Annotated in this window: 26 protein-coding genes; 6 read left to right on the top strand and 20 right to left on the bottom strand. The window is 68.7% G+C overall.

Features of this window, described 5'->3' with window-relative positions; all coding sequences use genetic code 11:
• Positions 1–73 precede the first annotated feature (73 nt).
• The 7 genes from OHA68_RS40185 to OHA68_RS40155 form a co-directional block, all read right to left on the bottom strand.
• The gene (locus tag OHA68_RS40185) at positions 74–385 is read right to left on the bottom strand and encodes a hypothetical protein (RefSeq protein WP_327104905.1); all 312 of its coding nucleotides are present in this window, start codon (positions 383–385) and stop codon (positions 74–76) included.
• Positions 382–666 carry a hypothetical protein gene (locus tag OHA68_RS40180; protein WP_327104904.1) on the bottom strand — a complete coding sequence of 95 codons (285 nt, stop codon included), beginning with the start codon at positions 664–666 and terminating at the stop codon, positions 382–384. Before OHA68_RS40180 ends, OHA68_RS40185 begins: the two co-directional genes overlap by 4 nt.
• Positions 667–968: 302 nt before the next feature.
• Entirely contained in the window at positions 969–2,225 is a 1,257-nt protein-coding gene (locus OHA68_RS40175) for a helix-turn-helix domain-containing protein (protein ID WP_327104902.1), read from the bottom strand.
• Between the two features lie 232 nt (positions 2,226–2,457).
• Positions 2,458–3,159 (bottom strand): ASCH domain-containing protein, encoded by a 702-nt coding sequence (locus OHA68_RS40170; protein WP_327104901.1) that lies wholly within the window; start codon positions 3,157–3,159, stop codon positions 2,458–2,460.
• A gap of 73 nt (positions 3,160–3,232) precedes the next feature.
• Positions 3,233–4,015: a MerR family transcriptional regulator gene (locus tag OHA68_RS40165; protein ID WP_327104900.1), complete on the bottom strand. Its 783-nt coding sequence runs from the start codon at positions 4,013–4,015 to the stop codon at positions 3,233–3,235.
• A gap of 131 nt (positions 4,016–4,146) precedes the next feature.
• Entirely contained in the window at positions 4,147–5,715 is a 1,569-nt protein-coding gene (locus OHA68_RS40160; RefSeq protein WP_327104899.1) for a serine hydrolase domain-containing protein, read from the bottom strand.
• An 81-nt stretch (positions 5,716–5,796) separates the two neighbouring features.
• A complete protein-coding gene (locus OHA68_RS40155; RefSeq protein ID WP_327104898.1) occupies positions 5,797–6,240 on the bottom strand; it encodes a hypothetical protein in 444 nt (147 codons plus the stop codon).
• 344 nt (positions 6,241–6,584) lie between these two features.
• Between OHA68_RS40155 and OHA68_RS40150 the strand changes: the two genes are divergently transcribed.
• Positions 6,585–7,541, top strand: a complete 957-nt coding sequence (locus OHA68_RS40150; protein WP_327104897.1) for a cyclase family protein — start codon at positions 6,585–6,587, stop codon at positions 7,539–7,541.
• A 790-nt stretch (positions 7,542–8,331) separates the two neighbouring features.
• Here the strand turns inward: OHA68_RS40150 and OHA68_RS40145 are convergent.
• The gene (locus OHA68_RS40145; RefSeq protein ID WP_327104896.1) at positions 8,332–8,883 is read right to left on the bottom strand and encodes a nitroreductase/quinone reductase family protein; all 552 of its coding nucleotides are present in this window, start codon (positions 8,881–8,883) and stop codon (positions 8,332–8,334) included.
• An 88-nt stretch (positions 8,884–8,971) separates the two neighbouring features.
• On the opposite strand from OHA68_RS40145, the gene OHA68_RS40140 reads away from it, so the two are divergent.
• Positions 8,972–9,634: a TetR/AcrR family transcriptional regulator gene (locus tag OHA68_RS40140; protein WP_327104895.1), complete on the top strand. Its 663-nt coding sequence runs from the start codon at positions 8,972–8,974 to the stop codon at positions 9,632–9,634.
• Positions 9,635–9,641: 7 nt separating this feature from the next.
• Here the strand turns inward: OHA68_RS40140 and OHA68_RS40135 are convergent, their stop codons facing one another.
• Complete coding sequence (locus OHA68_RS40135) at positions 9,642–10,448, bottom strand: carbon-nitrogen hydrolase family protein (protein ID WP_327104894.1); 807 nt, start codon at positions 10,446–10,448, stop codon at positions 9,642–9,644.
• A 70-nt stretch (positions 10,449–10,518) separates the two neighbouring features.
• On the opposite strand from OHA68_RS40135, the gene OHA68_RS40130 reads away from it, so the two are divergent.
• A complete protein-coding gene (locus OHA68_RS40130) occupies positions 10,519–11,478 on the top strand; it encodes a GlxA family transcriptional regulator (protein WP_327104893.1) in 960 nt (319 codons plus the stop codon).
• Between the two features lie 46 nt (positions 11,479–11,524).
• On the opposite strand, the gene OHA68_RS40125 is transcribed toward OHA68_RS40130, so the two are convergent.
• The 4 genes from OHA68_RS40125 to OHA68_RS40110 form a co-directional block, all read right to left on the bottom strand.
• Positions 11,525–11,785, bottom strand: coding sequence for a hypothetical protein (locus OHA68_RS40125; protein WP_327104892.1), 261 nt, complete (start codon positions 11,783–11,785; stop codon positions 11,525–11,527).
• 137 nt (positions 11,786–11,922) lie between these two features.
• Positions 11,923–13,575, bottom strand: coding sequence for a DNA recombination protein RmuC (rmuC, locus tag OHA68_RS40120; RefSeq protein WP_327104891.1), 1,653 nt, complete (start codon positions 13,573–13,575; stop codon positions 11,923–11,925).
• Position 13,576: 1 nt separating this feature from the next.
• Positions 13,577–14,131 carry a hypothetical protein gene (locus OHA68_RS40115; RefSeq protein ID WP_327104890.1) on the bottom strand — a complete coding sequence of 185 codons (555 nt, stop codon included), beginning with the start codon at positions 14,129–14,131 and terminating at the stop codon, positions 13,577–13,579.
• Positions 14,132–14,235: 104 nt separating this feature from the next.
• A complete protein-coding gene (locus tag OHA68_RS40110; RefSeq protein WP_327104889.1) occupies positions 14,236–14,520 on the bottom strand; it encodes a hypothetical protein in 285 nt (94 codons plus the stop codon).
• Positions 14,521–14,558: 38 nt separating this feature from the next.
• Between OHA68_RS40110 and OHA68_RS40105 the strand changes: the two genes are divergently transcribed.
• Positions 14,559–15,671, top strand: coding sequence for a winged helix DNA-binding domain-containing protein (locus OHA68_RS40105; protein WP_327104888.1), 1,113 nt, complete (start codon positions 14,559–14,561; stop codon positions 15,669–15,671).
• Between the two features lie 121 nt (positions 15,672–15,792).
• Here the strand turns inward: OHA68_RS40105 and OHA68_RS40100 are convergent, their stop codons facing one another.
• On the bottom strand, positions 15,793–16,185 hold the full coding sequence (locus OHA68_RS40100; RefSeq protein WP_263653084.1) for a PASTA domain-containing protein: 393 nt from the start codon (positions 16,183–16,185) through the stop codon (positions 15,793–15,795).
• Between the two features lie 201 nt (positions 16,186–16,386).
• A complete protein-coding gene (locus OHA68_RS40095; protein WP_327104887.1) occupies positions 16,387–17,445 on the bottom strand; it encodes an NAD(P)H-binding protein in 1,059 nt (352 codons plus the stop codon).
• Positions 17,446–17,526: 81 nt separating this feature from the next.
• Between OHA68_RS40095 and OHA68_RS40090 the strand changes: the two genes are divergently transcribed.
• Together OHA68_RS40090 and OHA68_RS40085 are read left to right on the top strand one after the other, a co-directional pair.
• A complete protein-coding gene (locus OHA68_RS40090) occupies positions 17,527–18,105 on the top strand; it encodes a TetR/AcrR family transcriptional regulator (protein WP_189143602.1) in 579 nt (192 codons plus the stop codon).
• Positions 18,102–18,374 carry a hypothetical protein gene (locus OHA68_RS40085; protein WP_327104886.1) on the top strand — a complete coding sequence of 91 codons (273 nt, stop codon included), beginning with the start codon at positions 18,102–18,104 and terminating at the stop codon, positions 18,372–18,374. The genes OHA68_RS40090 and OHA68_RS40085 overlap by 4 nt, the downstream gene beginning before the upstream one ends.
• 181 nt (positions 18,375–18,555) lie before the next feature.
• Here the strand turns inward: OHA68_RS40085 and OHA68_RS40080 are convergent, their stop codons facing one another.
• Genes OHA68_RS40080 through OHA68_RS40060 form a run of 5 tightly spaced genes read right to left on the bottom strand, consistent with a single transcriptional unit; the run spans position 18,556 to position 25,126 of the window.
• Positions 18,556–20,670 (bottom strand): DEAD/DEAH box helicase, encoded by a 2,115-nt coding sequence (locus OHA68_RS40080; RefSeq protein WP_327104885.1) that lies wholly within the window; start codon positions 20,668–20,670, stop codon positions 18,556–18,558.
• The gene (gene brxD / locus OHA68_RS40075) at positions 20,667–21,992 is read right to left on the bottom strand and encodes a BREX system ATP-binding protein BrxD (protein WP_327104884.1); all 1,326 of its coding nucleotides are present in this window, start codon (positions 21,990–21,992) and stop codon (positions 20,667–20,669) included. Before brxD ends, OHA68_RS40080 begins: the two co-directional genes overlap by 4 nt.
• Positions 21,989–23,545 carry a hypothetical protein gene (locus OHA68_RS40070; RefSeq protein ID WP_327104883.1) on the bottom strand — a complete coding sequence of 519 codons (1,557 nt, stop codon included), beginning with the start codon at positions 23,543–23,545 and terminating at the stop codon, positions 21,989–21,991. The genes brxD and OHA68_RS40070 overlap by 4 nt, the downstream gene beginning before the upstream one ends.
• A complete protein-coding gene (locus tag OHA68_RS40065) occupies positions 23,546–24,424 on the bottom strand; it encodes a PP2C family serine/threonine-protein phosphatase (RefSeq protein ID WP_327104882.1) in 879 nt (292 codons plus the stop codon).
• 30 nt (positions 24,425–24,454) lie between these two features.
• Positions 24,455–25,126, bottom strand: coding sequence for a vWA domain-containing protein (locus tag OHA68_RS40060; RefSeq protein WP_327104881.1), 672 nt, complete (start codon positions 25,124–25,126; stop codon positions 24,455–24,457).
• Positions 25,127–25,132 lie beyond the last annotated feature (6 nt).

Raw genomic sequence — 25,132 nt, 5'->3', positions numbered from 1 at the left:
ACCACGGCCGTCACCCCCCCCAAACAGCCCGAAGCCACCGAGTCCAGCCTGTGCTGAGCGAGATGAGCCCGACTCAGGGTCGGTCGTAGATGGAATGATCGCCGATACGGCGCCACATCAGGAACGGCTCGCCGTCGTCGGTGGTCCCGAACTGGAAAGTCGCTCTGCCGTCGGGGGAGGCGAAGTTCCACGTCAAGGAGTAGACATGGGTGTCGGTGAGCTTATGAATGCGTAGCCGCGGAGGCCAGGGGGCGTGGCCTGTGTGCGCTCCCTGTTCAATCGCTGGCAGGAAGTGCTTGTACACAGCCTCCCTGAACATCGCGTAGTGCTCAGGAGGAAGCCGGGCCGCGTCTCGGAGAAAGGCGGCCGTGCGATCGAATTTCACGGGACGTCTTCTCCGCGGACCGCGTCTATCTCAGCGAAGAGGTCGTCCATGGTGTCGAAGGCGCGGGTGCGACCCTCCCGGATGTCGGCCTCGGCCTCGGCCTCGGCTGACTGCCATCCAGGAGTCCAGTACCAAGCCTCGTCCGCAGGGACTATGGCGGCCACACGGCGACCTTGGTCGGTCAGATAGGCGATCGTGTGCCGCTGTGCTGCAGCGTTGATGACGTCGGGCAGATGGCCGTCGGCCTCGTTCAGCGGCACCTCGAACGCATCCTCGCTCATGTGGCGAGTGTAGGTCGTGGCTTGTGTCGAGGTCACATGGCATAGAGTAATGGATTGACTGCAAAAAGTGGCCGATGTTCGATTGTCCACCATGCTTCGTAGCCCTGATGCATGCTCTCGTGGTTGGTCGTTGCCCGGCTCCTCCGCTTACCAGGTCCCCAGTTCCTGATACGCCCGCCGTGCGGCCCAGGTGGGGAGTTCGGTGGCCATCGTGAGCGCTCGCTGTTAGACGTGGGGCGTCGTGGCCGTGCTATCGGGACGGAAAGGCGCGGTCGGCCAGTCCCGGCTCGTGCCGGTTGTTACTACGAGCTGAGCAGACGTCCTGAGGGCTGGATGATAGGGGCGCAGAGTTCGCGGTACGCCTCGCGTAGTTCGGCGGCCTCGGGCGCACGCCTTGCTTCCAAGCCTGTGACCACCTCGGCTGCCCGCCAGTAGTTGGAGGGGACGAGGAGTCCACTGGTCATCGCGGCGAGAGTCATATGTCCCGCCTCGTCCGGCTGATCGGCGGCCAGGAGCGCGAGAGCCAGGTCGAGCCGCGCGGCCATGGCCCTGCGTGGTCGTGGCGGGCCGTCGGTCGTCGACTCCAGCCGGGCGAGCACCCCTCGGGAGTACGGCTCGGCTGATGGATCGCCGAGCCAGCACAAGGTGGTCGCGATATAGGCGTCGGACTTGGCGGGATCGTACCGGTAGTGATGTTCGGGCCGGTCAGGGACGTGCAGAGGCGCAACGAGCCGCATCACCCGGTTCAGCGTCTCGTGGGTCTCCCCAGCCTTGCCGAGGCGTGCCCAAGTCCGGCCCTCCTGCGCGGTCGCCTGGATGTACGCCGAGCCGCCGCGGGGCGCGACCCGTTGCGCTGCCTGGGTGAAGGTCAGGGCTCGCCCGAAGTCGCCTTCGGTGAGGACCTGCCATGCCTCCGTCTCCAGGCACCAGGCGGCGATCTCGCGATGCTCTGTTTCCTTGGCGAGTTGGGCGGCCGTCCGAAGCCGTGCGGCGGCGGCCGGAAACCAGCGCAGATCGATGAGGCAGGTCGCGGCGAGGAGGGAGAGCCAGCCGCCGGCCACCAGGAGCTGCCGATGCTCGGTGAGCGTCTTCTTGGAGTCCAGGAGTTGGGAGACGTAGTAGAGGTGACGGCGCACCCGCATCAGCAACTCGCGGGGCGGCGTCCCGGGATAGGCCACGGCGAGGTCGTCAACCGCCAGTTCCAGCCGTTCGATTGTCTCCCGCCCGACCTCGGTGGCGGCGGCACGGCGAGCCAGTTCCCAAGCGTCCCACTCGTCGTCACCTGCGAAGCCGAGGTTTCGAGGGCTGCGCTCGAACAGCTCGTCCTCGGTCAGGTCGAAGGCTCGGGCGTACAGGAGGCGGTAGGGGTCGTCGGGTTGGTTGTGTCCGGCTTCGTATGCCTTGATGCGGCGGACGATGCTCTCACGGGAGGGGAGCCTGGCGCGTACGTCGTCGTCGGCGGCCTCGACCAGGTGTCGGGCCATGTCTTTCTGGCTCCAGAACTGGTTGCGGCGCTCGGCGCGTAGCCGTACGGCCCATGCGGGGGGTTCGGTGGCCATCGGGTGCACCTCGCTGTCAGAGCTGGGGGATGTTCTGACCGCCCTTAGTGTCCCTCAATGACATCTGTAATTGCAGGGTTACGCACTGTTGCAATCGGAGGTGACGCGACCAAGGCGGGGTCCGTAGGCGCTGGAACCGCCATACGGACCCCTTGATCAGGATGGTGGTCCTGACCCATGACCCACGATAGGGCTGTAGCCGCCGTTCGTCCGGTGTTCGCCGGGTGGCGGATCATGCGCAGCGACGCTGGACGCTTCTGGGCAACGCGAGAGCGGGCATTCCCCCGGGCTGTCGAGGATGCGGGCGCGTACCGTACGGTCGACGCCGACGACCTGGTGAAGTTGTGCCAGGCCATCGCGGCGCAGGAGAGCATCGCCGAGCAGACGCGCCCGGCCGCATGGATGGTCCGGTGACCGTGGCCGCCGCCGTTCTCGCCCTGCCTGATGTCCTGGGCGGCTGAGTGGTGGCGCCGCGAGGAGGCGCAGGAGTGGTGGCGCCGCTTGCTGGCCGGCCAGGCCCGATGAGCCGCCCCGCCGGTCGGATACTGGTCCCGGCCGGCGGGGCCGCGGGCGGCCTGACGACACCCAGGGGTTCAGGCCGCCCGCCGAGCGCTTCCTTCTCGGGGCCGTAGATACGGCGGATGTTGGCCAGCTGCTGCTCGCGAGGGCTGTCGGGGTTGACGTTGGCGGCGCCTTCGGCGTCGAGCATCTCCTCGAAGCTGGTGTAGCGGGTCACGCGTTTGGCGCGGGGGAGGGCGTCGTCGCGGCCGCACACGAGGCGGATATGGTCGTCGGCGGCGAGGTTGCGCAGGTTGGGGTACTGCACGCGCACCTCGATGGTCTTGCGGTCGGCGGCGACCAGGTCGAAGTAGCGGCGGTAGAGGTTCATCTCGCGGGCGCGCACGCCCGTGGAGCTTTGCGGGCGGGCGGTCATGATGCGATCCAGCTCCTGGGTGCGGGCAGATTCCCGGCCGATCGCCGGGCCGAAGGATCAGGGCATGGCGCGGTCAGTGGGCGTCTGGTCTGGGGATATGGATGCCGGCGGAGCGGAGCTTGGTCTCGACGAGCGTGACCCCCCGGGCCGCGGCCGATCCCTGCTCTTCGCCGTGCAGGGCGATCAGCTTGTACCGGGTCGCGGCCTCGGTGCGGGCTTGCAGACCGGTCACGATCTTCAGATGTGCGGGGTTGGCGAGGAAGTGGTCGGCCATGGCGGTGGCGAGCTCGGCGATGCGCGGGTCGTCCGGTTCCCAGGCTGCGGCTTCGGTTGCGCGCTTGATCAAGGCGACGAACCGGGTGTCGTCAAGGGCGTGCTCGACATGGGTGAGGTAGTCGTCGAAGCGCTCCGGGACCAGGGCCCTGGCCAGCACCCAGCCCTCCCTGGCGGCCGACACCTCCGCCGCGGGGAAGCCCAGGCCGGACAGCCGCTCCAGCAGCGCCACAGCACGGTCGGGCAGCAGGGCACGGTCGCCCTCAGCGAGCCGGCGCAGCGTGTCACGCCGTACGATCAACTCCTCGATCCGGTCGGTGAGCTGCCGCTCGACGTCGGCGAGCGCGGCGGAGAACAGCGCGGAGTCGACGTCGATCATTGGCCCGATCTCGGCCAGCGGCACCCCGGCGGCGGCCAGCGTCCGGACCTGCACCAGCCGCAACAACTGGGCCGATCCGTACCTCCGGTAGCCGGAGCTGTCGCGTTCCGGCTCCTTCACCAGGCCAAGCTTGTGGTAGTGCCGCACCGTCTTCACCGTGACGCCGACGAATGTCGCCGCCTGCCCGATCGTGACTCCGTTCATCTGCCAAATCCTGCCTTGTGTTCGAGCCCGGCGACCAAGCAGACCACGGCCGCGCATGTGGCCCCGGTTCGCGTTCTTTCTGATGCACGACCGGAAGAGGTCGCCCCTTGAGGCGTACGGGTCACAGGTGCTCAGCCCGTCGGCTGGGCCGGATCGGCCTGCCCACCGCAAAATACCTCGTTGAGGAGCCTTTGCTGGGCGGTCTGGAATGCTGCCGCGATGGACAGGTCGGCGTCGTCCACGCAGTTCAGTGCGCCGGTCAGGGTCTTGCTGCCGTCGGGGGTGCTGTACATCAGGGCCGCGTGGCCCACGGCGGCGCCGTTGTGGGAGATGACGGTGCCGCCGTCGTCCGTGGTCAGCACGAACACTCCCAGGCCGTAGTCCATGTTCGGGATGCCCGTTGGGTGCGGGGTGCACATTTCGGCCAGCAGCGGGGCCGGCAGAAGCTTGCCGCCCAGCAGTGCGGAGATGAACGTGTGCAGGTCCTGGGTGGTCGAGATCATGTCACCGCCGGTGGAGATCCAGGAGGGGTTCTGGCGGGTGATGTCGATCGTTTTCTGCTGGCCGGCGTCCTCGTAGCGGTAGTAGGCGTGGGGGTGCGGCTCGGGGATCTCCGGCGAGGCGTCCGGCACCACGGTGCCCGACAGCCCGAGGGGCCCCAGGATCAGTCGCTGCATCTCCTCGGCGTAGGTGCGGCCGGTGACCTTCTCGATCAGCAGCCTGGCCAGCACGTAGTTGGTGTTGGAGTAGCTCCAGCCCGTGCCCGGCTCGAACCGCGCCGGCTTGGACAACGCCAGCTCCACCAGTTCCTGCGGCCGGTAGGCCCTGAACCGGTTGTCCACCCACTCTTGGCCCGTGGTGCCGTAGGGGATGGGGATCCCCGGCACGACCGTCCCGTCGTCGTAGACCTCGCCGCTGAAGTTGAACACCCCGCTGGTGTGCTGCAACAGCATCCGCACGGTGATCCGCGGGTCCAGCCCGAACTCGGGCAGGTAGTCGGCCGCCGGGGTGTCCAGCCCGATCTTGCCCTCGGCCACCAGTTGCAGCACCAAGGTCGCGGTGAAGGTCTTGGTGTTGCTGCCGATCCGGACGTATCCGTTGATCGGCGGCTTGGTGATCCCGCCCAGCTCGGCCGCCCCGGCGCTACCGGCCCACTCGCCCCGCTCATCGTGCACGCGCAGCGACACCCCGACGAAACCGGAATCGACCATCTCCTCGATCGCCTTCTGCAGCTCCGGGCGATCCTGTCCAGCAGCAGTTTCCGGCACGGTCCCGTTGTCCGCAGCAGCGGCTACCCTGGCGGCGTCGAGGGCTTCGGTGATCTTGCGGACCATCTCGGTTGTCGTGGGGCTCGGCTGGCCCTGGTGCATCTGGGCGGTTTCGACAGCAACGAGGACGGTGCGGCGGAAGTTGTCGGCCTCAGCCGGATCCTGCTGCTTCAGCAGGTTCATGACCGCGGTCAGGGCCGGCAGCACGCGGTCGGCGATCTCGGCCACGGACTTGCCGGCCAGGTCCTTGCCCTTGGGGTAGTCGGCGAGCACGTGCCCGATCAGGCCGGTGGCCGAGCCCAGCGCGATGCTGCCGTTGGTGGCGATCTTGTGAGGTTTGCCGGCGGCACCGGCGGCGGCCATCAGCGACACGGCGCCGTACGCGGCAATCCGCAGGGTGCTCTTGTCCTGATCAGAAAGGGTGATCGTCATGGTGGTTGCCCTTCGACTCTGTTATGCCCGGGTCGGCGTCGACCCGCTGCGCCGAGCTTCCACCTTGACCTCAGGTCAACCTCAACCGTCCAGCGCCTCGATCCGCCGCGCCAGCGTTTTGCGCGCCGGCACTGACAGACCGCCGGCTCGGCACCGGCGTACGACCTCCCGGTAGACCGCCGCCACCGATCGCCGCTGACGGTTCAGATACCGCGCGTCGATGACCTCTCGCAGGACCGCCTCGACCGCCGTCGGCAACCGGCCTTGCCCCCGGCCGCCGCTGGAGCGCCGGGGAAGCAGGTCCGACACGACGCCCTCACCTGCGCGCCACCGGCCCAGCAGCACGTACACCTGACGCTGCGAGATCCCCAGTTCGGACGCCGCCGCGTCCGCGGCCGCCAATCCCACCCGCGGCTCGGCGGCCAGCCGGCCGATCACCTCCGCCTGGCGTACCGCCACGTCCCACGCCTCATCCGGGGCGGTCAGCACGCCCCGCTCAATGATCTGCGCCCGCCCGCCATCCATGCCGGGACCTCACCGTCGCGCACGCGAGTAGGGGAACAACTGCACCGTAGCGCAGAGAACTACGGACAAGCTGGTGCTTCATAGTCCTCTGCACAGACGCTCGAAAGCCCAGGACAGCCGTGCACACAACTTGGGAAAGTGACAATCGACCTGACCTCGAAACAGGCCACAGCAACCGTGACTCAACGTTCGCCGTCGCCAGCAGCGAACAGACTGGCTGACCCCGGCAATGGCGGCACCGCTCCAATCGTCTCTCCGGTCCGGGCGAGGTCGTGTCGAAGGAGAGGGCGGGATACCCTGCCCGCGGTGCCTCGAACCACGTGACCGGAGGAGTCGATGCGGGGATGACGGTAGAGCGGCCGATGCCCACACAGGACGACGTGCTGGGGTACTTCGACACGCTGTCGAACTGGGGGCGGTGGGGTGACGACGACGAGCTCGGCACTCTGAACCTCATCACCGACGACGTCCGGCTGGCGGCGGCGCGGGCGGTGCGCCACGGCAGGAGCGTGTCGTGCGCCTGGGAGGTCGCCGCACCTGAGGACATGGAGCGGTCGACGACGGCGTGCCCGTGCGCCGCCGACATGCCGGGCGCGGAGAACATGCCGGTGCCCGCATTCCACGCCGACCGGCGCTGGGGCTTCTCGTCCGAGCGGCTCGGCGTCACCTTCCACGGCAACACCCTCACCCACGTCGACTCGCCGTGCCACATCTTCTGGGACGGCACGATGTACAACGGGCGGTCGCATGCGCTGGTCGACGCCGCGACGGGATCGGCGTGGGCGTCCGTCACGGCGGCGGCGAACGGGATCATCACGCGTGGTGTCCTGCTGGACATCGCGAGCGTGCGGGATGTGCCGTGGCTGGAACCGGGGCAGGGTGTGTTTCCCGAAGATCTTGAGGAGGCCGAGCGTCGCCAGGGTGTGCGGGTGCGATCCGGCGATGCGGTGCTCCTGCGGACCGGCTATGGCCGCGCCCGGCACGAGACCGGTGCGGCCAGTGGTTTCACGCAGGCCGGGTGGCATGCGTCCTGCCTGCCGTGGCTGCATGAACGGCAGGTCGCGCTGATCGGCGCCGACACCCCCCAGGACGTTCAGCCGTCGGGTTACGACGACGTGCTGATGCCGGTGCACGCCGTGAGTCTCGTCGCGATGGGGCTGTGGATGCTCGACAACTGCGACCTGGAGGCGTGCGCGACGACGGCCGCCGAGCTCGGCCAGTGGGACTTCCACCTCGCGGTCGCGCCGGTCCGCTTCGCCGGTACGTCCGGCAGCCCGGTCAACCCGATCGCCACCTTCTGACCGCGGTTCACGCGAAGGGGTGCAACGCCATGAGGACCCGGCCCACACCTGGAACGCCGTCGTGATCGGTAAGGACACGCCGTGCTGGTCGGGAACCAGGCGGCATGAGCGCCTCAAGGCGGGGTGTCGCAGCGTGCGACAGCTGCCGGCCGGACAGACGTTGGATCCACCGTCTGGCCGGCCGTGGACCGGCTGCTCGAATGTCATCACCAACACGACGCCGACGAAGTGACCAAGGGCCGTCAGGACAAGAACCCCACCCACCCTCAAGCAGCCCGAAGCGAGTCCGGCCTGTGCTGAGCGAGATGAGCCCGAGTCAGGGCCGGTCGTTGGAATGATCGCCGATACGGCGCCACATCAGGAACGGCTCGCCGTCGGCGGTGGTCCCGAACTCGAAGGTCGCCTTGCCGTCTGGAGAGGCGAAGTTCCACGTCAAGGACCGCGTCTATCTCCGCAGTGCTTCGTAGTCCTGGATGCGTGCTTTCGTGGTTGGTCGTTACCCGGCTCCTCTGCTTGCCAGGTCCCCGGTTCCCGATACGCCCGCCGTGTAGCCCATGCGGGGGGGGGGGGGCGTGGCCATCGTGTGCGCCTCGCCGTCCGACTTGGGGGGCGTACTGGCCGCCCTTAGTCTTCCTCCATCACGCCTGTGATGGCAGAGTTACGCGCTGTTGTCCATGGAATCACCAGCCACCCTCACTACGCATTCACCGTCGCTGGAAGAACATCAGCAGTACGGCTTGTCCGGATGACCCGCACGGATGACGTTATCGGTAGGCGCACGGTGGGTTCATCAGGCCGTGGAGCCATCTCTCGGGGAGGGGTGGGGTGAAGGGCGTCCGTGGACGCGCTCCAGCACGACGACCGGGATCTGCCTGCCGGCGACCGTCTCGAACTCGGCGAACTTCGGGACGAGCGCTATCTCTTGCGCCCAGAGCCGCTCGCGCTCCGCGCCCTCCGCGAGCCGGGCCACGACCGGCACTCTCTCCGTGCCCACCTCGACTGTGGCCTGCGGATTCGCCATGAGGTTGTGGTACCAGACCGGATGGTGCGGACTGCCACCGTGGGTGCCGAAGATGGCCCAGCCATCGCCGACCGGCTGGTAGAACAGCGGGCTGATCCGCTCGCGCCCGGTCCTGGCCCCGGTGTGGTGCACCAGGATGAGCGGCATGCCTCGCTCGTCGAACCCGGGAATCCGGGGCGGGATGGGCCGGCCTGCGGCGAAGTCCTCTTCGCTGCTCCAAGGCACATGCCCGGCGTTCGCTCGGAACTCGGCGATGATCCGATCGTTCCAGCTGCCGGTGGCGGGAGCCTCGGCTGCGGTGGTCGTGGCTGGGTCGGACATGGCATCCCTTTCGCTATCCGGAGCACTTGCTCCTTAAAGTAGCACAGGGCGGAGCATGCGCTCCGGATAAGAAGGTATGCTCGACCGCATGGCAGGGGCCGAACCGGAGAACACCGCCGCGCGCCGCGCGCCGCGCGTGGACGCGATCCGCAACCGGGAAGCGATCGTCGAGGCCGCCTCCGAGGTGCTGGCCGAGCAGGGCGTCGCGGTGGACGTACGCGAGATCGCCCGCCGCAGCGGGGTGGGCATGGGCACCCTCTACCGGCATTTCCCGAAGAAGGAAGATCTCGTTCACACGGTCCTGCGCAGGGACTTCTCGACCTGGGCGGAATCGGCACGCCAGGCGGCGATCGATGCCGAGGACCCCTGGGCGGCCCTGACCGACTTCTACCAGCAGGCCCTGACCGGCTACGCCCGCCACCGCGCGATCATGGAGAACTTCGCGCTGACCTGGGCCGACCCCGATCTGGAGGGTATCCATCAGCTTCGCCTCGTCATCGAGCACCTGTGCGCCCGCGCCGGCGCCATGGGCCTGCTGCGCCCCGGCGTGACCACGGATGACCTGCTGCTCCTTCTGGTCTCACTGGGCCACGCCGTCCAGATCACCGACGAGTGCCGCCCGCAGATGTGGCCCAGGCTGTTGCGCATCTCCCTCGACGGCCTGCGCGCCGACCACCGCGAACCCCTTCCTCCCGCCGCCGACACCGCACCCGATGCCCGCCCCCCGAACCCGGAACAGAAACCCCGATAGAAGGGATCTATTCACGGACGTATCGGGGGTATGTGTGCTTGGCCTTCCTGGCTACGTTCAGATCGATCTCAACCGTTGCGAAGGGTTCGTGTGGCGTTGTGGTGGCGAGCACCGTACCGTCCGGGTCGGTCACCCAGCCGAGCCCGCCGCAGGCGAGTCCCGCGCCACCCGGCGTCCATTGGTTCGACGAGATGGAGTACGCGCCGGAGCACACCGCGGCCGTCCGCCCGCCGATCAGCCATCGGTCGAGAGACTCGTACGGGGTCGCACGGGGCAGGCAGAGCAGCTCCGCTCCTTCCCGCCCGTAGTGACGGGCCCCTTCAAGGAACCAGAGCTCCGTGCAGAGCTGCACGCCGATCCGGGCCTCTCCGACCCGGCACATGTCGAGGGACAGCTCGCCGCGGTCGTACCAGGTGGCTTCCCAGAAGCCGGGTTCGTCGGGCAGGTAGTACTTGTCGCGGATGCCCACCGCACCGTTATCCGGGGTCCACGCGAATGCCTGGTTCCGGCGACTGCCGGTGGCCTTCTCGACCGGCCGGGAGGCGATGACCGCGGGGGCGCCGAGTTCGGCGAGCCGCGCCACGGCGGCCTCATGTTCCGCGACGCTCTGCTGCCAGCGCGCCGCGTCGACGGAGGCGTCGGCGGCCAACCAGTCGGAGAACGGCATCTCCGGCAGAACGACCAGGTCGGACCCGGCATCGGCGACGTGCTCGGCCAGCGCGGCCAGAGCAGCGGCGCGGTGGCCGGCTCGATTGTCGAGCTGGCAGACAGTGACCTTCATGAGCAGTTCCATGCGACCCAGCGTGGCCGTCATCGTCCTCGGGCGACCATGTCCTCATGGACGTGAAACCCTCGGATCCGGACATATGGAGGAGGCGACACGGATGCATCGGGTCGGTGTGCTGGCGTACGACGGTATGACGCTGCTGGACGCGGCCGGGCCGATCGAGGTGCTGCACGAGGCCGACGCCGGCCGGCAGCGGTACGCGATCACCATCGTCGCCCCAGGGACCGGCTACGTGCGCACCTCGAGCGGGGTACGGATGGCGGTCGACGAGCGTGCGGGCGACCAGCGCTTCGACACCCTCATCGTGCCCGGTGCCGACGGGCCTCCCCGCCTCGACCCGGCACTGGTCGCCATCGTGGCCCGGCTCGGCAGGTCGGCGGAGAGGTCGGCCGCGATCTGCACCGGAAGCTTCCTGCTGGCCGAGGCGGGGTTGCTCGACGGCGGTGAGGCGACGACGCACTGGCGCTACGCCGACGTACTGCGGCGACGTTATCCGACAGTCTCGGTCAAGCCGGACGCGCTCTTCGTCCGAGCTGGAAACGTGTTCACCTCGGCCGGTGTCAGCGCCGGCATCGATCTCGCCCTCGCCCTGGTGGAACAGGACCACGGTCCGGAACTCGCGCGTGACGTCGCCCGGACGCTCGTCGTCTTCATGCAGCGCCCCGGCGGCCAGTCACAGTTCTCCACCCGCCTCGACGTCCCGGCAGCGCACGCCGGCCCTCTTCGCACCGTTCTCGACGCCGTCACCGGCGACCCGGCGGGTGAGCACACCCTGACGTCCATGGCCCGCCGGGCGGGGGTGTCCACCCGCCACCTCACCCGCCTGTTCCGTCACGAACTCGGCATGACCGCCACCCACTTCGTGGAACTCAGCCGCCTGGAGATCGCCCAGCGGCTCCTGACCGACGGAGCCCCGGTCACGGCCGCCGCTCGCGCCAGCGGCTTCGGCAGCGACGAGACGCTGCGCCGCACCTTCCTGCGCCATCTCGCCATCACCCCTACCACCTACCGCAACCGCTTCAGCACCACTCACCAGCAGCACCCGGACAACAAGTAACGTGGGAAAGCTCAGAACCGGTCGAGAGGACATCGCCTCTTCTCGATCAACCGATGAGGTGCTCCATGCCGATCCCCGTGGCCGCGAGGGCGGCGGAGACAGACGTGAGGGCGAGCACGACGAGAGCGCACCCGCTCGACGAGGATGAATTTGAATTCATTTTGGCGGCGGTCTGGTGGTAGAGCTTCACGGCGGGATCGTTTTCGTCGTCGTAATCCCCGTCGTGATAGGCGATCATCTTCGCGGCGCACAATGGGCAGAGGCTTCCCTCCGACACCTCGCTGCGGCAACCGTTGCACTTCGCCATGCTCTCAACCTCCGCTTGTCGGGTTGTCGGGAGTACCGATCCAGGCGGGATTTTACAGGAAAAATCGATCTACGTACTCTGCATTGTCAATGCGCATATCCGGCACGCATCGGGTCTCGACGCCGACGGCGCGATGTTCAACCGGTGAGCCCGTTCTCCGTGCCAGGTGCCGGCGGGATCGCTCGGACACCCGCCGTGGCGCCGGCCGATTCCACGAGCTCCGGGCTACCGAGCGGTCGCGTACCCTGCTCGGCCGCCTTGAGCTCGACCAATTGGCTTTCCACGACCTTGAGCGTGTGAAACTTCCGCGCGGTCACCATGACCCGCCCCTCCATCGACCCGACTGTGTCGTTGTACGCCTTGACCGACCGGTCGAGGGACCTGCCCAGGGTGTTGAGATGCCCGCCCATGACCGAAAGCCTGTCGTACAGTTCGCGGCCGAGTTCGTAGACCTGCTTGAGGTTGTCCTGCAGCGCCGCCTGTGTCCACGCGAACGCCACGGTGCGGAGCAGGGCGATGAGCGAGGTCGGCGTCGCGATCAGGACGTTCCTGGCGATCGCGTACTCGTGCAGGGTCGGCTCCTTCTCCAGCGCCGGCTGGAGAAAGGCGTCGCTGGGTACGAAAAGCACGACGAACTCCGGTGATGCGGCGACCTTCCGGAAATACTCCTTGCCCCCGAGCGCATCTACGTGCTGGCGCAACTGCCGGGCGTGGTCGGCCCAGTGCCGGTCCGCCTCGGTCTCATCGACGGCCTCGATCGCTGACATGAACGCGGCCATCGGAACCTTGGAATCCACGACGACGTGCTTGCCACCCGACAGATGGATCAGCATGTCAGGCCGGAGTGAACCCTCGCTGTCGGCGAAGTGGACCTGGGTGTCGAAGTCGCATCGCTCGACCAAGCCCGCCTGTTCCACGGCCCTCTTGAGATGCATCTCGCCCCAAGACCCGCGCACCTGCGGCTTCTTGAGCGCCTCGACGAGCGCCCGGGTTTCCTTCCGGGTCCGCTGTCCTTCCTCGGTCAGGGTGAGCAGTTGCCGGCTCAGCGTGGCCTCTGCCGCGACGCGCGTGGTGGAGAACTCCTTGAGCTGCCGGTCCATCTCCGCCAACTGATCGCGGACCGGCTTGCTGGCCGCGTTCAGGGTCGCCTCGGCCTTGGTCACCAGCTCGACCTGAGACTGCTTCAGCATCTGGTTGGTCGCCGCGCGCAGCGTCTCCTCCAGAAGCCGGTTGTTGTCCGAGCGGGTCTGATCGAGCTCCTGGCGGACAGCCTGCACCGTCGCGGCCTGCTCCAGCAGCGCCTGCTTCTGCATGACCAACTCCGTCAGCTGCGTCTTCAGGTCCTGGATCTCCGAGCGCAGAACCGACTCCTTCGCCTTCAGCTCGGTGATCCAGAGTTCGGTGTCGCGGATACGACGACCGGCTTCCGCTCCTCCCGCCTGCTCCGACTGAAGCTCCACTCGCAGCCGCTCTGCGTCGGCTTGCTTCCGTTGGAGGCTGCCCCGAGTCGCCTCCAACTCGGCGCCGAGCCGGCCGAGTCGCTCGTCCAGGGTCCTGCGCTCGGTCAGCGCGGTGGTGTGTGCCTGGCTCAGATCGGCCAGTTGCCTCTGGGCCCTGTCCCGTTCGGCACGGAGCGCGGCCGCCTGCTCGGTGGCCTGGGTTCGCTGTTCCTCGGCGAGCTTCAACGCGACACGCTCGTCCGCCGCGCGGCCACGGGCGATCAGATAGGCGATCGCGGCGCTGACCAGCGCAAGCACGATCGCCAGTACGACTACGTAGAAGGAAGTCATCTCAGCCCACCCGCTTCCAGTCCTGGCACCCGCTGGTCTCGAAGAACTCGCCTTTCTTGAGGGCGACTCTGGTCTGACCCTGGATGTTGTCGTTGGCGATGATGGAGGTGAATTCGCCGGAGGCGTTCTTCAGGCGGGCCCAGTAGCAGCTGGAGCCGTCCGCCCCGGCCGTCTTGTAGGTGCCGGGCTTGATGTCCTCACCGACGAGATACTGACCGTCACCGGAGAACGCGGTCTGCGGGCCGTTTTCTCCCTTCGGGTCCACCACGGGCTCAGCAGTGACCGTCTCGGTCGCGGCGGGCACCGACTCGGCCTGCGTGGTCTCGGTCACCGTGACGATGGGGCGCGGGGAGGCCGAGGTCCCGGTGTCGCCACCCGCACCGATCCCCACGCCGATGGTCAACGAGACGATCGCGGTCAGGCCGTGGGCCAGGAAACGCCGGCCGGGCCGGGCTGTGGGCCCAACGGGGGTGGCGGGCTGCCGGCCGGGCGGGGCAAAGGGCTGCTGGTATGGCGGCTGCGGGTGGGGGCCCGTGCCGAGGTTGTGATGGGTCATGTCGAGTCCTCTCGCGGTCGGACGTCGAGCCCGAAGTCGTTGACGAGAGCACTGTGTTCCATGCTCCTTGACGACCGCTGAATTCAAGCCGATAACCCCCCTTATCAACATTTGTTGTGGACGGAATTGGGGGCGGATGTACCTTCCTTTTGGAATGCGTCGATTTCAGAGCCGTAGTCGGCGATTTCAGGCCTGAATCGTGAAATTGCACCGTCGCGGGAGATTGTCGAGTTCGACGACATTTCGATGGCGCGATTCGGCGAAATTGCTGCATTGTCGAGGATGGCATGACCCCTCCTCTGCTCGCCGGCCAGGCCCGATGAGCCGCCCCGCCGGTCGGAGGGCGAGCCCGGCCCGCGGGCCTGGAGCAGGTTGGCGGTCGCGATCACATCGTCGGATTGTCGGTGGCGAAGGATACGGTTGACCCGTGGAACTCTCCCCCCAGCAGGCGCTCGGCCTGCGGATGTCCAGCCTGCTGCTACGAGCGTCGCCCGGCGGCGCCGACCGGGCGACGGGCGTGGCCGAGGTGGTGACCTGGCTCGGGGCGATGCAGGCGCAAGACCTGGCCAGCGGTCTGTGGTCGTTCGGCACGCGACTGCCGGGATACACCGACGCCGACGTCACCGCCGCGCTGGAGCGGCGTGAGGCGCTGCGCACGTGGCCGATGCGCGGCACCATCCATTTCGTCCCGTCCCGCGATGCCTGCTGGATGGTCGAATTGATGGGCGTCCGGGTGCTGAACGGCGCGGCGAGGCGGCGCGAACAACTCGGCCTCTCGGAGGAGACCGCCGTTCAGGCCATGGAGGTGCTGGGCGCGGCCCTGACCGGCGGCGGGCGGCTGAGCAGGTCGGAGTGCCTGGCCGTGCTGGCCGACAAGGGCATCGACACCAGTGGCCAGCGCGGCTACCACCTGCTGTGGTACGCCAGCCAGCGGGGCCTGCTGTGCATCGCCCCCAACATCGGCAACGAGCAGAGCTTCGTGCTGCTCGACGAGTGGGTTCCCGACCCGCACCGGCCGGAGCGCGACGAGGCGCTGGGCATCATCGCCTTGCGTTACTTCCGCGGTCGCGGGCCGGCCCCCCGGCAGGACTTCGCGGGCTGGACCGGCCTGACCGCGGCCGACGCCAAACGCGGCATCGCCGTGGCCGGCGACGCGCTGGCCCGGGTGACCGTCGAGGGGGTGGAGACGTACGTCGACGCCGCGCTCCTCGACACCGCCCCTGTCCCGGCCGGCGACGACGAGGTGCTCGTGCTGCCGGGGTTCGACGAATACCTGCTGGGCTACAAAGACCGCTCGCTCATGGTCGCCGACGAGCACAAGGCGGCCATCATCCCCGGCAACAACGGGGTCTTCCAGTCCACGGTGGTACGCGCCGGCCGGGTCGTGGCCACCTGGAAACGCACCCTTACGAAGAGCCGGGTACGGATCGCCGTGCAGCCGCTCATACCACTCCACAGCAGCGACCGGGCGGAGGTTGAGGGGGCGTTCGAGCAGTACGCGCAGTTCGTGGACCGCACCCCGGAGGTGCGCTGGCCGTGATCCGCCGGGTGTTCAGGCCTGTGGGTGGGCGGCGCGCGCCGGCGACGAGCCCGACATCTCCGCCGAGATCAGCATCGGCGGCCCCGCGGAAGAGCGGTGAGCGTTCGTTCCCGGCCGCGGGTCACTCGCCGATCTTTTTCGCGTAGAGGGTGATCAGCGTGTCGGTCGGGATGCGCTTTCCGGCGGCGGGGGTCTGACGGACGACCTGCCAGTTGCGGTCGAGCACCTGGAAGCGGTTCTGGCCGGTGGCGTCCTTGTCGTTCAGGACCCAAAAGTCGGCGGCCTGGAGGTGGTCCTGGGCGGCTTGGAGGTTCATGCCGGTGACGTCGGGGAGTTTCTTGCGTTCGGCGGCCTGGGAGGAGGGCGTGTCGGCGGGCGTAGGGCTGGTTTCGGCCGGCGGGGCCGGCGGGGTGGCGGTCACGGTGACGACGACGGGCGGTGGGGTGGAGGCGCCGCCGGGTGTGCACGAGGTGGTGAGGATCACGGCGGTGGCGAGCGCGGGGGCGAAGCGCATGGTGGTCTCCTGGGGGGAGGGGCGGGCGTGGCCCGCCTCGTCACTGTAAGTATCGGAAACGTTACCTTGGGCTCGGCCTCGGGGCGGGCGGTTCGGGGGGACGGCCGGGCCGGCTGATACGCGCCCACAACCTGTCCGACACGATCCACGGCGGCTGCTGCCCCTTCCGCACGATCGTGATCGACAACCACTCAGATCGACCTATTCAATCGTGATCATGAACTCGGCGCCGGCGGCCAGCGCTACCTCGGGGCCGAAGAGTCTGGCCGGGGTGAACGCGCCGGGGCGGCCTTCGCCCTTGGCCAGGCGCTGGGCCACCTCGGTGACGGCGCCCGCCGTGAACGTCATGCCCTCGCCGGTGCGCAGCCAGCCCTCACGTACGCGACCGGACGGCCATTCGACCCGGGCGCGGCCCCAGGACGATCGGCGTGGTCGCTCCTTGGCCGTGGTCGTCGTGATGCGGGCGAGCCGCCGGGTGGCGAAGCCGGCCAGGCCGGGCAGGCGCAGCACGCCAACGATCGCCGGCAGGGCCGCTCGGACGGCCGGGTTGGCGGGGGCGAGAGCCGAGGCAGCGATCACCGACGGGGCGCCGCTGGCCTGCCAGGCCGCGAAGAGTTCGCCGCTGCCCAGGGACGCGGTGGTGACCACGTCGCCGTCGGGGGTGGTCAATCGCTCGGCGGCGCCGCCGGCCCGAGCGCGTACCAACCGGCCCTGCCGCACCTCGCGGCCGCCGTCGAGCAACGCCTGCACGATGGTGGCGGCCAGGGCTTCGCCGAGGGCGCCGGGTTCGATCGCGACCGACGCGACGGCGTCGACGCGTACGTGCGAGGGCTTTTCCTCGGCCGCCAGTAGATGCAGCAGGATGCTCTCGGTCGCGAGCACGCCGAAGCCGGCCCCGGAGACCAGCGTGCGGCCGGTCGCCGCCGCCTCCTGGTCCATGCCGTGGAGCAGCTCGAACGCGCTCAGCTCGTTGGCGACGTCGACGTAGTGGGTGCCTGGCGGGCAGGCCCGCGCGACCTGCGGCGCCGTGACCGCGAACGGGCCCACCGTGTTGATCACGACGGCCGGCGCCTCGGTGGCCAGCCGCGCGCAGACCTCGTCGAGCGAGCCGGTCACCGCCCGGGCGTCCGGACTCACCTGGGTCAGCCGCTCCCGATCGCGGCCGACCACCACCACTTCGGCGCCCGCCTTGCGCAGCCGCTCCACCGCCTCCCGGCCGACCCGTCCGGTCGCGCCGAGCACCCAGATCTCACCCGTCATGTTCGCCTCCCATAGTCATGGCATGTCGTGTCATCACTATGGCATAGCATGACACGACGTGTCATCAGTAGGATGTGCCGTATGGGTCGATGGCAGCCGGGTGCGCGAGAACGGCTCGAGCAGGCCGCGCTCGATCTCTTCCTCGAGCAGGGCTTCACCGAGACCACCGTGCCGCAGATCACGGCGCGGGCCGGGCTCACGACCCGTACGTTCTTCCGGCACTTCGCCGACAAGCGTGAGGTGCTGTTCGCCGGCGAGGAGTCGGTGCCCGAGCAGGTGGCCCGCTTCATGGCCGAGGCCCCGCCGTCACTCGGTCCGATGGAACTGATCACCGAGGGCCTGGCCCCCGCCGCGGCCGAGATCTTCGAGGGCCGCAGTCTCGACTACCTGCTCCGCCGACGGGCCGTGATCGACGCCGAACCCGCCCTGCGCGAGCGCGAGCTGCGCAAGTTCTCGCTGATGGCGGAGGCTCTGGAGCAGGGCTTTCGGGACCGCGGCGTCGACGACCTGACCGCCCAGCTGGCGGCCGAGCTCGCCGTGACCACGTTCCGGATAGCGGCGACCCGCTGGCTCAACCAGCACGGCGACCCCGACCTCCCGGCCACCGTCAACCAGACCCTGGCGGCGATGAGGCACCTGACGAATACGCTGTCGACTTGAGTCGCACGGCTCGATGGAGTCGGGCTTCCGCGCGCCGCAGCACCGCTCCCCAGGTTGCCCGCCTGGCCACCGGCGGCCTGTCGGAGGAGATCGCGCGGTTGCGAGTCGAGCCGGGGGAGGGCGGCATCGCGACCGAGTTCCTCTCCTGGCGCTCCGGCCTCGCCGTCAAGGCGCCGCGGACATTCACCAAGGTCGATGGCCCGGCAGGCGGCCTCCCCGAGTTCGACGACCCGATGGAGATCATCAGGGAAAGGGAGAAGCGTAAATAGCCAGTGTGACGGTGCGGGTGAGCGCCGGGTCGCCGGAGTCGATGAGGAAGGCGTCGCAGTCCTGGCCGATGAGGACGATCCGTCTCGGACCTGTCGTTGATCAGGCCCGGAATTGACCTACCGGTCATGACGCCGCGGAGGAACGCTTTCCACTACCCGTCGTGTCAGGGGGCCGGCTTGCCTATCTGGTGAAGCCGGGCGTCGTGAACTGCACGGGTTCACGGAGCACTGACGCAGCGGTGGGGAGATCGGCCAGGCGGGCGGCCAGCGTCTGGTGGGCTACATCACGCGGAAGCACGTCGGTGAACTTGAGACCGCGCAGCGCCCTGTCGTCCGCCTTCGGAGGGTGGAGCCGGGTGTCGAGGCCCCGGATGGCGTGCCGCCAGGTGCCGGGCTCCATGTCGTTGCGCAGCCTGATGTACAGCTCGTCGCCTCGCTGGAGGGGGTCCGTAAGCGGGCCCAGGCTGCTCTTCAGTGTGGCGTTGGCCTGATGGCCGGCCCAGGTCCACCAGCAGAGGTCGCCGTCTTCGCGGACGATCACCGTACCGCCCCGCTGTACCGTGCCGCTGCGCTTGTCGCGCAGTCTGGCCAGCACGGTGACGGCCCTGTGCGTGAGCCGTACCGGGGGATCGGCGCCGAGAACGACGTCGCGCATCGCGCGGGCGAGTGCATAGGAGACGCCGCCGGACGCCGATGACGCCCAGCGGGCCTCGCCGCCCGTGCCGTCCACCGGCTGTACGAAGCATCGCCGGCGCCTCCAGTCGATCCAGTCCACCTGCCAGGTGCGCCCGGCGAGCAGGAGCAGGCGCTGTCCGGGCGCCGCGCTGGTCAGTACGGCGGGATCGGTCCGTCCGATCTCCGCATGGCCGTGAAACACGGTGAACTCCGGCGGCGCGGTGAACACCGCGGTCAGATCCATGAAGTGCCGACGACCGAATCGCCGTTCCGCTTCGGGTCCGACGAGCAGCCCGCCCCCGTCGCGTTCCAGGAAGCCCTTGGAGATCAGATGGTCCAGCACCTGCTGTGCCCCCGCGAGCGTGAACGGGCCAAGGCCGTTCCACCAGTCGGGCCACAGCGCGTCGCCGACCCTCCCCTCCTGGAGGGCGAGTGCGAGGAGTTGCTGGGCTACTATGTGCCGCGGCTCCGGGGGCGGCTGGACCGCTTCGACGTGCCCCTTGCCCCACAGCTGCAGGAGCCCGGCCGCCGTGAGCAGGTCGTCGTCGGTGAGCGTGAGCAGCAGGCAGTTGCGGCGGGTGCCCGCTCTGCGGCCCGTACGACCGAGCCGCTGCAGGAATGAGGCCACGGACCACGGCGCGTTGATCTGCACCACACGGTCGAGGTCGCCCACGTCGATGCCGAGCTCCAACGTGGACGTGGAGACGATGACGCAGTCGCGGGCCTGGGCGAATGCCTCCTCGGCGCGGCGGCGCTCGTCCAGAGACAGTGAGGCGTGGGACACGAACGTGGTGACGCCGTGTCCGCGCAGAGCTTGCGCGAGCTCCTCGACCATGCGCCGGGAGTCGCAGAAGACCAGCCGCTTCTCGCCCTCGTGCAGTGCGGCTATCACCCGGGCCGCGTTCGGGATCGATCCCACATAATCCAGCTCGACGTCGGGTTCGGCGGCCAAGGCAGGCGACTCGGGGGTGAGGACCCGCGCCGGGCGTCTGCCGGCGCTTGATCCCTGGAGCCAGGTGAGAAGGTCGGCGGGATTTCCTACCGTCGCGGAGAGGCCGATCCGCTGTAGCGGACGGCCCGTCAGCCGGGTCAGCCGTTCAAGGACGAACAGCAGATGCCAGCCGCGGTCGTCCCGGGCGAACGCGTGCACCTCGTCCACCACCACTGCGCGCAGATCGGCCAGCAGGCGACGGTGGTCCACCCCGTTGCTGATCAGCATGGACTCCAGGGATTCTGGCGTCGTCAGCAGAATGTCCGGCGGATCACGCAGGATCGCCTGGCGGCGGGAGCCGGACACATCGCCGTGCCAGAGCTCCACCCGCCTGCCGAGCCAGCTCGCGTACGCCTGCAGGCGGGGCAGCAGGTTGTTGAGCAGGGCCTTGAGCGGGCAGACGTACAGCACGGACAGCCCGGTCCAGGTCCGCTCCTCCATGGCGGACAGCAGCGGGAACACCGCCGCCTCGGTCTTACCGCCCGCCGTCGGCGCGATCAGCAGCGTGTCCTGCCCCTCGCCGATCGGGCCGAGCGCCTCTGCCTGCAGCGGTCGCAGCTGAGGCCATCCCAGGGTGTTCGTGAGGTGATAAGCGATGGTCGGATGCAACGCGAGCGTCGGTGAGGTCACGGCAGGTCGAGCTCCACCTCGTCGGCGGAGACGGCAGCCCGACTCCGGCGGAAAGCGTTCAGTTCGTCCTCACTCAGCTCACCCTCCGTGACCATGACCTGCCGGTAGTCCCTGCGTGGGTCGAAGTCCTCATGGTCCGCCACTCGATACAGCACGTCCGCCACGAGCTTGCGGAGGAAGATACGGGGCGCCACACCGACCCCTAGATGCCCGGCGACCGACGCAGCCAGATCCTTGATGTAGGCGTCGTCGACGAGGGCTCTGATCCGCTGCTCGGCAGGGTTCCCCTGGGCGTACAGATCGCGCACGGTACCGCCCAGCTGAACCAGCTTGTCCTGGTCGAAACCGGTGAGCCGGATCTGCACCGCCCGGGTGGTGTCGAACTGCGGATCGGTCTGGAAGTCGACGTGGAGCCGCTGGGCGAGCGGCGTGAGCCGCTGAACCCCCTGCCGGCCGTCATAAAAGGCTGGGGTGCCGGTGATGACAAGGTAGAGGCCGGGGAACCGGCCCTTGTCGATCTCATCGATGAGCTGCCGAAGGGCGTTCAGGCTCCGCTCGCGGTTGTCGCTGCGCATCCGCTGCAGGGTTTCGACCTCGTCGAGCACGACGAGCAGCCCTGGATAACCGCAGTCCCGCAGCACCACGAGGAGGCCCTGCAGGAAGTGAAGGGCCGCGGTCGAGTCGAGGTCGCCTTTGAGCCCGGCGTAGCGGCGGACGCTCGCCGCGACGTTCGGCTCACCGCCGACCCAGGCGAGCAGGCCGTCCGCGGTCGCGTGGTCGCCCGCCAGCCGGGCCCGGCGGTAGAAACGTAGCGCTGTCGCGAACGCGGGGGCGTTCTTGGCGGTCTCCGCCAGCCGTGTTTCGATGAGGTCTTCGACCGCCGCCGTCATCGCGCGACGGTCGTCCTTCGCGACCTCGGCGTCATCCTCGAGGGCGAGGAGCCAGTTGTCCACGATGTCCCGCAACGCGCTCGGCGGTGAGGTCGCCGTGCTCAACGCGCCGATCAAGGACCGGTAGACGGTCTCCAGTCGGTGCAGCGGTGTGGTCCGGTCCGAGATCTGAATCTCGCTGGTGGCCATCCTCTTCCGCTTGGCCCGCTCGGCCAGCCACCGGGCGAAGAACGTCTTGCCCGAGCCGTACTCGCCGCGGACCGCCTTGAACCCAGCGCTGCCCGCCGTGACCGCTGACAGCTCCTCGTCGAGCACCTTCTCGAACCGTTCCATGCCGACCGCGAACAGGTCCAGGCCGTTTCGCGGTACCGTCCCACGGCCCAGGGCTTCGATGATCTGTCGGCGTCTGGCCCGGCTGACCTTGGGTGTCACGGCTCATCCTCCTCAAGGAACTGCTCTTCCAGCAGTCGTACGTTCAGTTCGACCGTACGGTCGCCGTCCTTCAGCGTGATCACTTCGGTCTGCTCCACGTTGAGCAGATTCTTCAACGCCCGCATGAGCAGGGCCGCCCTGTCTGCGGGGTCTCCGAGCAGCACCGCCACCTTCGCTACCGAGTCCCGCCCGCTGCCAGCCGCGAGGTGATCGATGAGGCGGGCGACCGTGTCGTCGTCGATGGCGCTGCCCCGCGGGGCCATCTGCCGTTGCTCGGCATAGGTATCCGAGGCGATCACCCGCCGCCCCAGCGTCGGCACGGCTCTCGCCGATGGTGGAAGGGGCACGGCCGACGACGGCGACGACCATGCCGTCTGTGCCCCGGACACTGGCACAGGCTGCGGTCTCGGCGGTGCCGGTACGGGCTGTGCCCCTTGAGGCACGGGCCGCGGCCTCGCCGGTTGAGGCGTCGAGGGCGGTTCTGTCACGTTGCCGGAGGAAGCCGTCCCCCCGAGTGGAAGGACAGGGGCCCATTCCCGCTCGGTAGACGGTGGAGGTGATGGCTGCGCGAGGAGAGGGCTGCTTCCCGTGGCCGGTCTGCTGACTGTCACGCTGCGCCGGCCTGTGCCGGACAAATTGATCGGGGCGACGGGCCCGGCGGGGACTGACGGCTTCGGACGGGAAGGGCGTGTCACTGCGATGCGCTTGCGACCGACCAGCGCCTGCACCCACTCGGCCGCGCTGGGACGACTGCCTCGCGGCCCATGCGCACGGGTGAAGAGCTCTCTGACCGCCGTGAGCACCTGGTCCGGCAGGCTGGGGAGCAGCGTCGGCTCCTGACCGGGCCGTACCGACGCGGTCCGTGTCAGCACCCGGCCGACCAGTAGCGCAAGCTTGTAGCGGTCTGTGTCCAGTTCTGGCCCGCTGGACGGCTGGTGCGGATCGTCCCAGTCGGGTGTGTGAGCCTGCCGAAGCACCGGCTCTCCGCCGTGCCGGCGCAGGCCGTCGCAGTCGAGCATGAATACCTTGTACGGAGCGCCCGGGCGCCAGAGAAGGTTCCGGAAGGACAGGTCTCCGACCACCCAGCCGTGGGTGTGCAGTAAGTCGATCATTTTGGCGGCCAGCGTGGCGATCTCGAGACGGCCCCTGACGTCCGGCTGGTGCAGGTCCTGCCAGGCCCAGTTCGGCTCGTACAGCAGATACTGCAGCTCGACCAGCTTGCGCTTGCCGCCGATCTGGCCGTAGAACTCCTGCGGTACGTGCGGCATGAGGAAGCCGGTCACCCGGCCTTCGTGCACCACCCTCGCGATGGGCCAGGCGCACTGGGCCAGCAGGAAGCCCACTTCTCCGGCCGTCCGCCGATGACCGAAGTCGACGAGTTCCGCCAGGGCCGTGCCGTTCACGTGGCCGGCTTGCGGCATGTACCCCTTGTAGACGAGGTTCTCCGGCCCGAGGACACGGGTGACCACGCCCTGGCCGCCTTTGTCCAGATGCTCGGGCTCAAGGGGCAGTGTCCCGTGCTGCCGGTCGAGCGGATGGGGGGTGAAGGCCATTCAGACCCTCCAGAGGCAGACGGCGGTCCGGTCGTCGTCGTGCGTCCTGGCCCGGAAACTCATCTGCCAGAAGAACTCGGGTAGTGACGGCGGTCCCAGCCGCCACCAGTCCGACAGCTGCGTGCTCACCTGCGGCGCACGCATCGGCCTGGCCAGACCGTCGGTGCACAGCAGCAGCATGTCGCCCGGGTAGAGGTCGGCGTGGCCCACCTCTACGTGTTCGACGTCCCGCGGCAGGGCACGGGTCGCCGAGGTCGCGACCGTCTCCGCGGCTTCGTCGTCGTGAAAGCAGGAGATCCACTCGCCTTTGTGCAGCCGCCAGGCGGTGCAGTCGCCGACCCGCATGATGACGGCGCGATGCATGGACGCCTCAGGCAGTTCTTCGACGACGGCGGCGAGGAACGTCGTCGACAGCTCGTCCGGTGCGATCTTGAGGTTCTCCGCCCGGTCGTTGATGTCGTCGGCGATGTTCTCGATGAGGCATCGGGCAGCCGTCATCGGCTCGGCGCATGAGAGGAAGTCAGGCAGGTTGGCGTGCGCGATCTCGCAGGCCGTGGCCGCTCCGATATGTGACCGTTCCTTGCTGCCCAGGCCATCCGCCACGCAGGCGAGCAGCCTGCGGTCGCCGTCGTGCCAGAGCCCCATCGCGTCCTGGCGGGGCGTGCCGTAGTAGCGATGCATGTTTCCTCTTACGGACGCAGCGCGAACCTCCAGGCCGGGCAGCGTGCCGCCGTCGATTTCCGTGTCGGGCCGCCGCACCGGCGGCAGCGGGCCTGGCTGGGAGAGCAGCCTCGGTGTGCGGCCGATGACGAGGGGTTCGGGTATCCCGGGTGTGGCCTCCTCCGTCTCGGCCGCCGAGAACTCCTGAACCTGTTCCATGTGCGGTTCCTTTTCGCGTCACTGTCCTGGTCAAATGGGGTCGGGGGCGAGGACCGTGTACCCCTGCACCTGGTCGGGGACGATGAGCTGGGCGGCGCCCGACGGATGGGACGACGACGCCACGGCCGACTGGACCACAGAGTTGAGCAGCTGCCGCGCGAACTCCCGGAGCGCCTGCGCAGGCGCCATGTCGCCGTCGGCGATGAACGCCCGGAACGTGGCGATCTGCTGCAGGGTCGTCGCGTCCACGTCGCCGAAGCCGAACGCCAGAATGGTCGGATAGGCCTTGAAGTCGCGGTCGACCAGATTCTTGTGCTCCACATGCCACTGGTCCGTGGGGAGCCCGTCGGTGAGGAAGAACACCGTGGGACGGTACGGCGTGTGCCCGGACTGCTTCAGCGCCGCGATGTCCTGCTCGATGGTCTGCTTGAGCAGGGAGAACGCGGCCCCATAGTTGGTCGCGCCGCGCGGCGTGAGCTGCGGGATGGAGTGCACGTCGTTGAGGTCGGCCAGCGGGAGCAGCACCTCGGCGGTGGTGCTGAAGCCGATGATGCCGAGCCTGGCCCGGTCCGCGACGACCGGGTTGCTGGCGATCTCCTGGTAGATCAGGGGGAGCTCCTGGTTGATGGCCTCCAGTGGCGGGCCCTGCATGGAGTACGACTCGTCGCAGACCAGGTAGAAGGGGAGTACCTGTTCGCTCATCAGATG

The organism is Nonomuraea glycinis, from assembly GCF_035920485.1.
GTDB lineage: Bacteria > Actinomycetota > Actinomycetes > Streptosporangiales > Streptosporangiaceae > Nonomuraea > Nonomuraea glycinis.
Note: the sequence above shows the minus strand (reverse complement) of the source record. Positions and strands in the feature narration are given on the sequence as shown.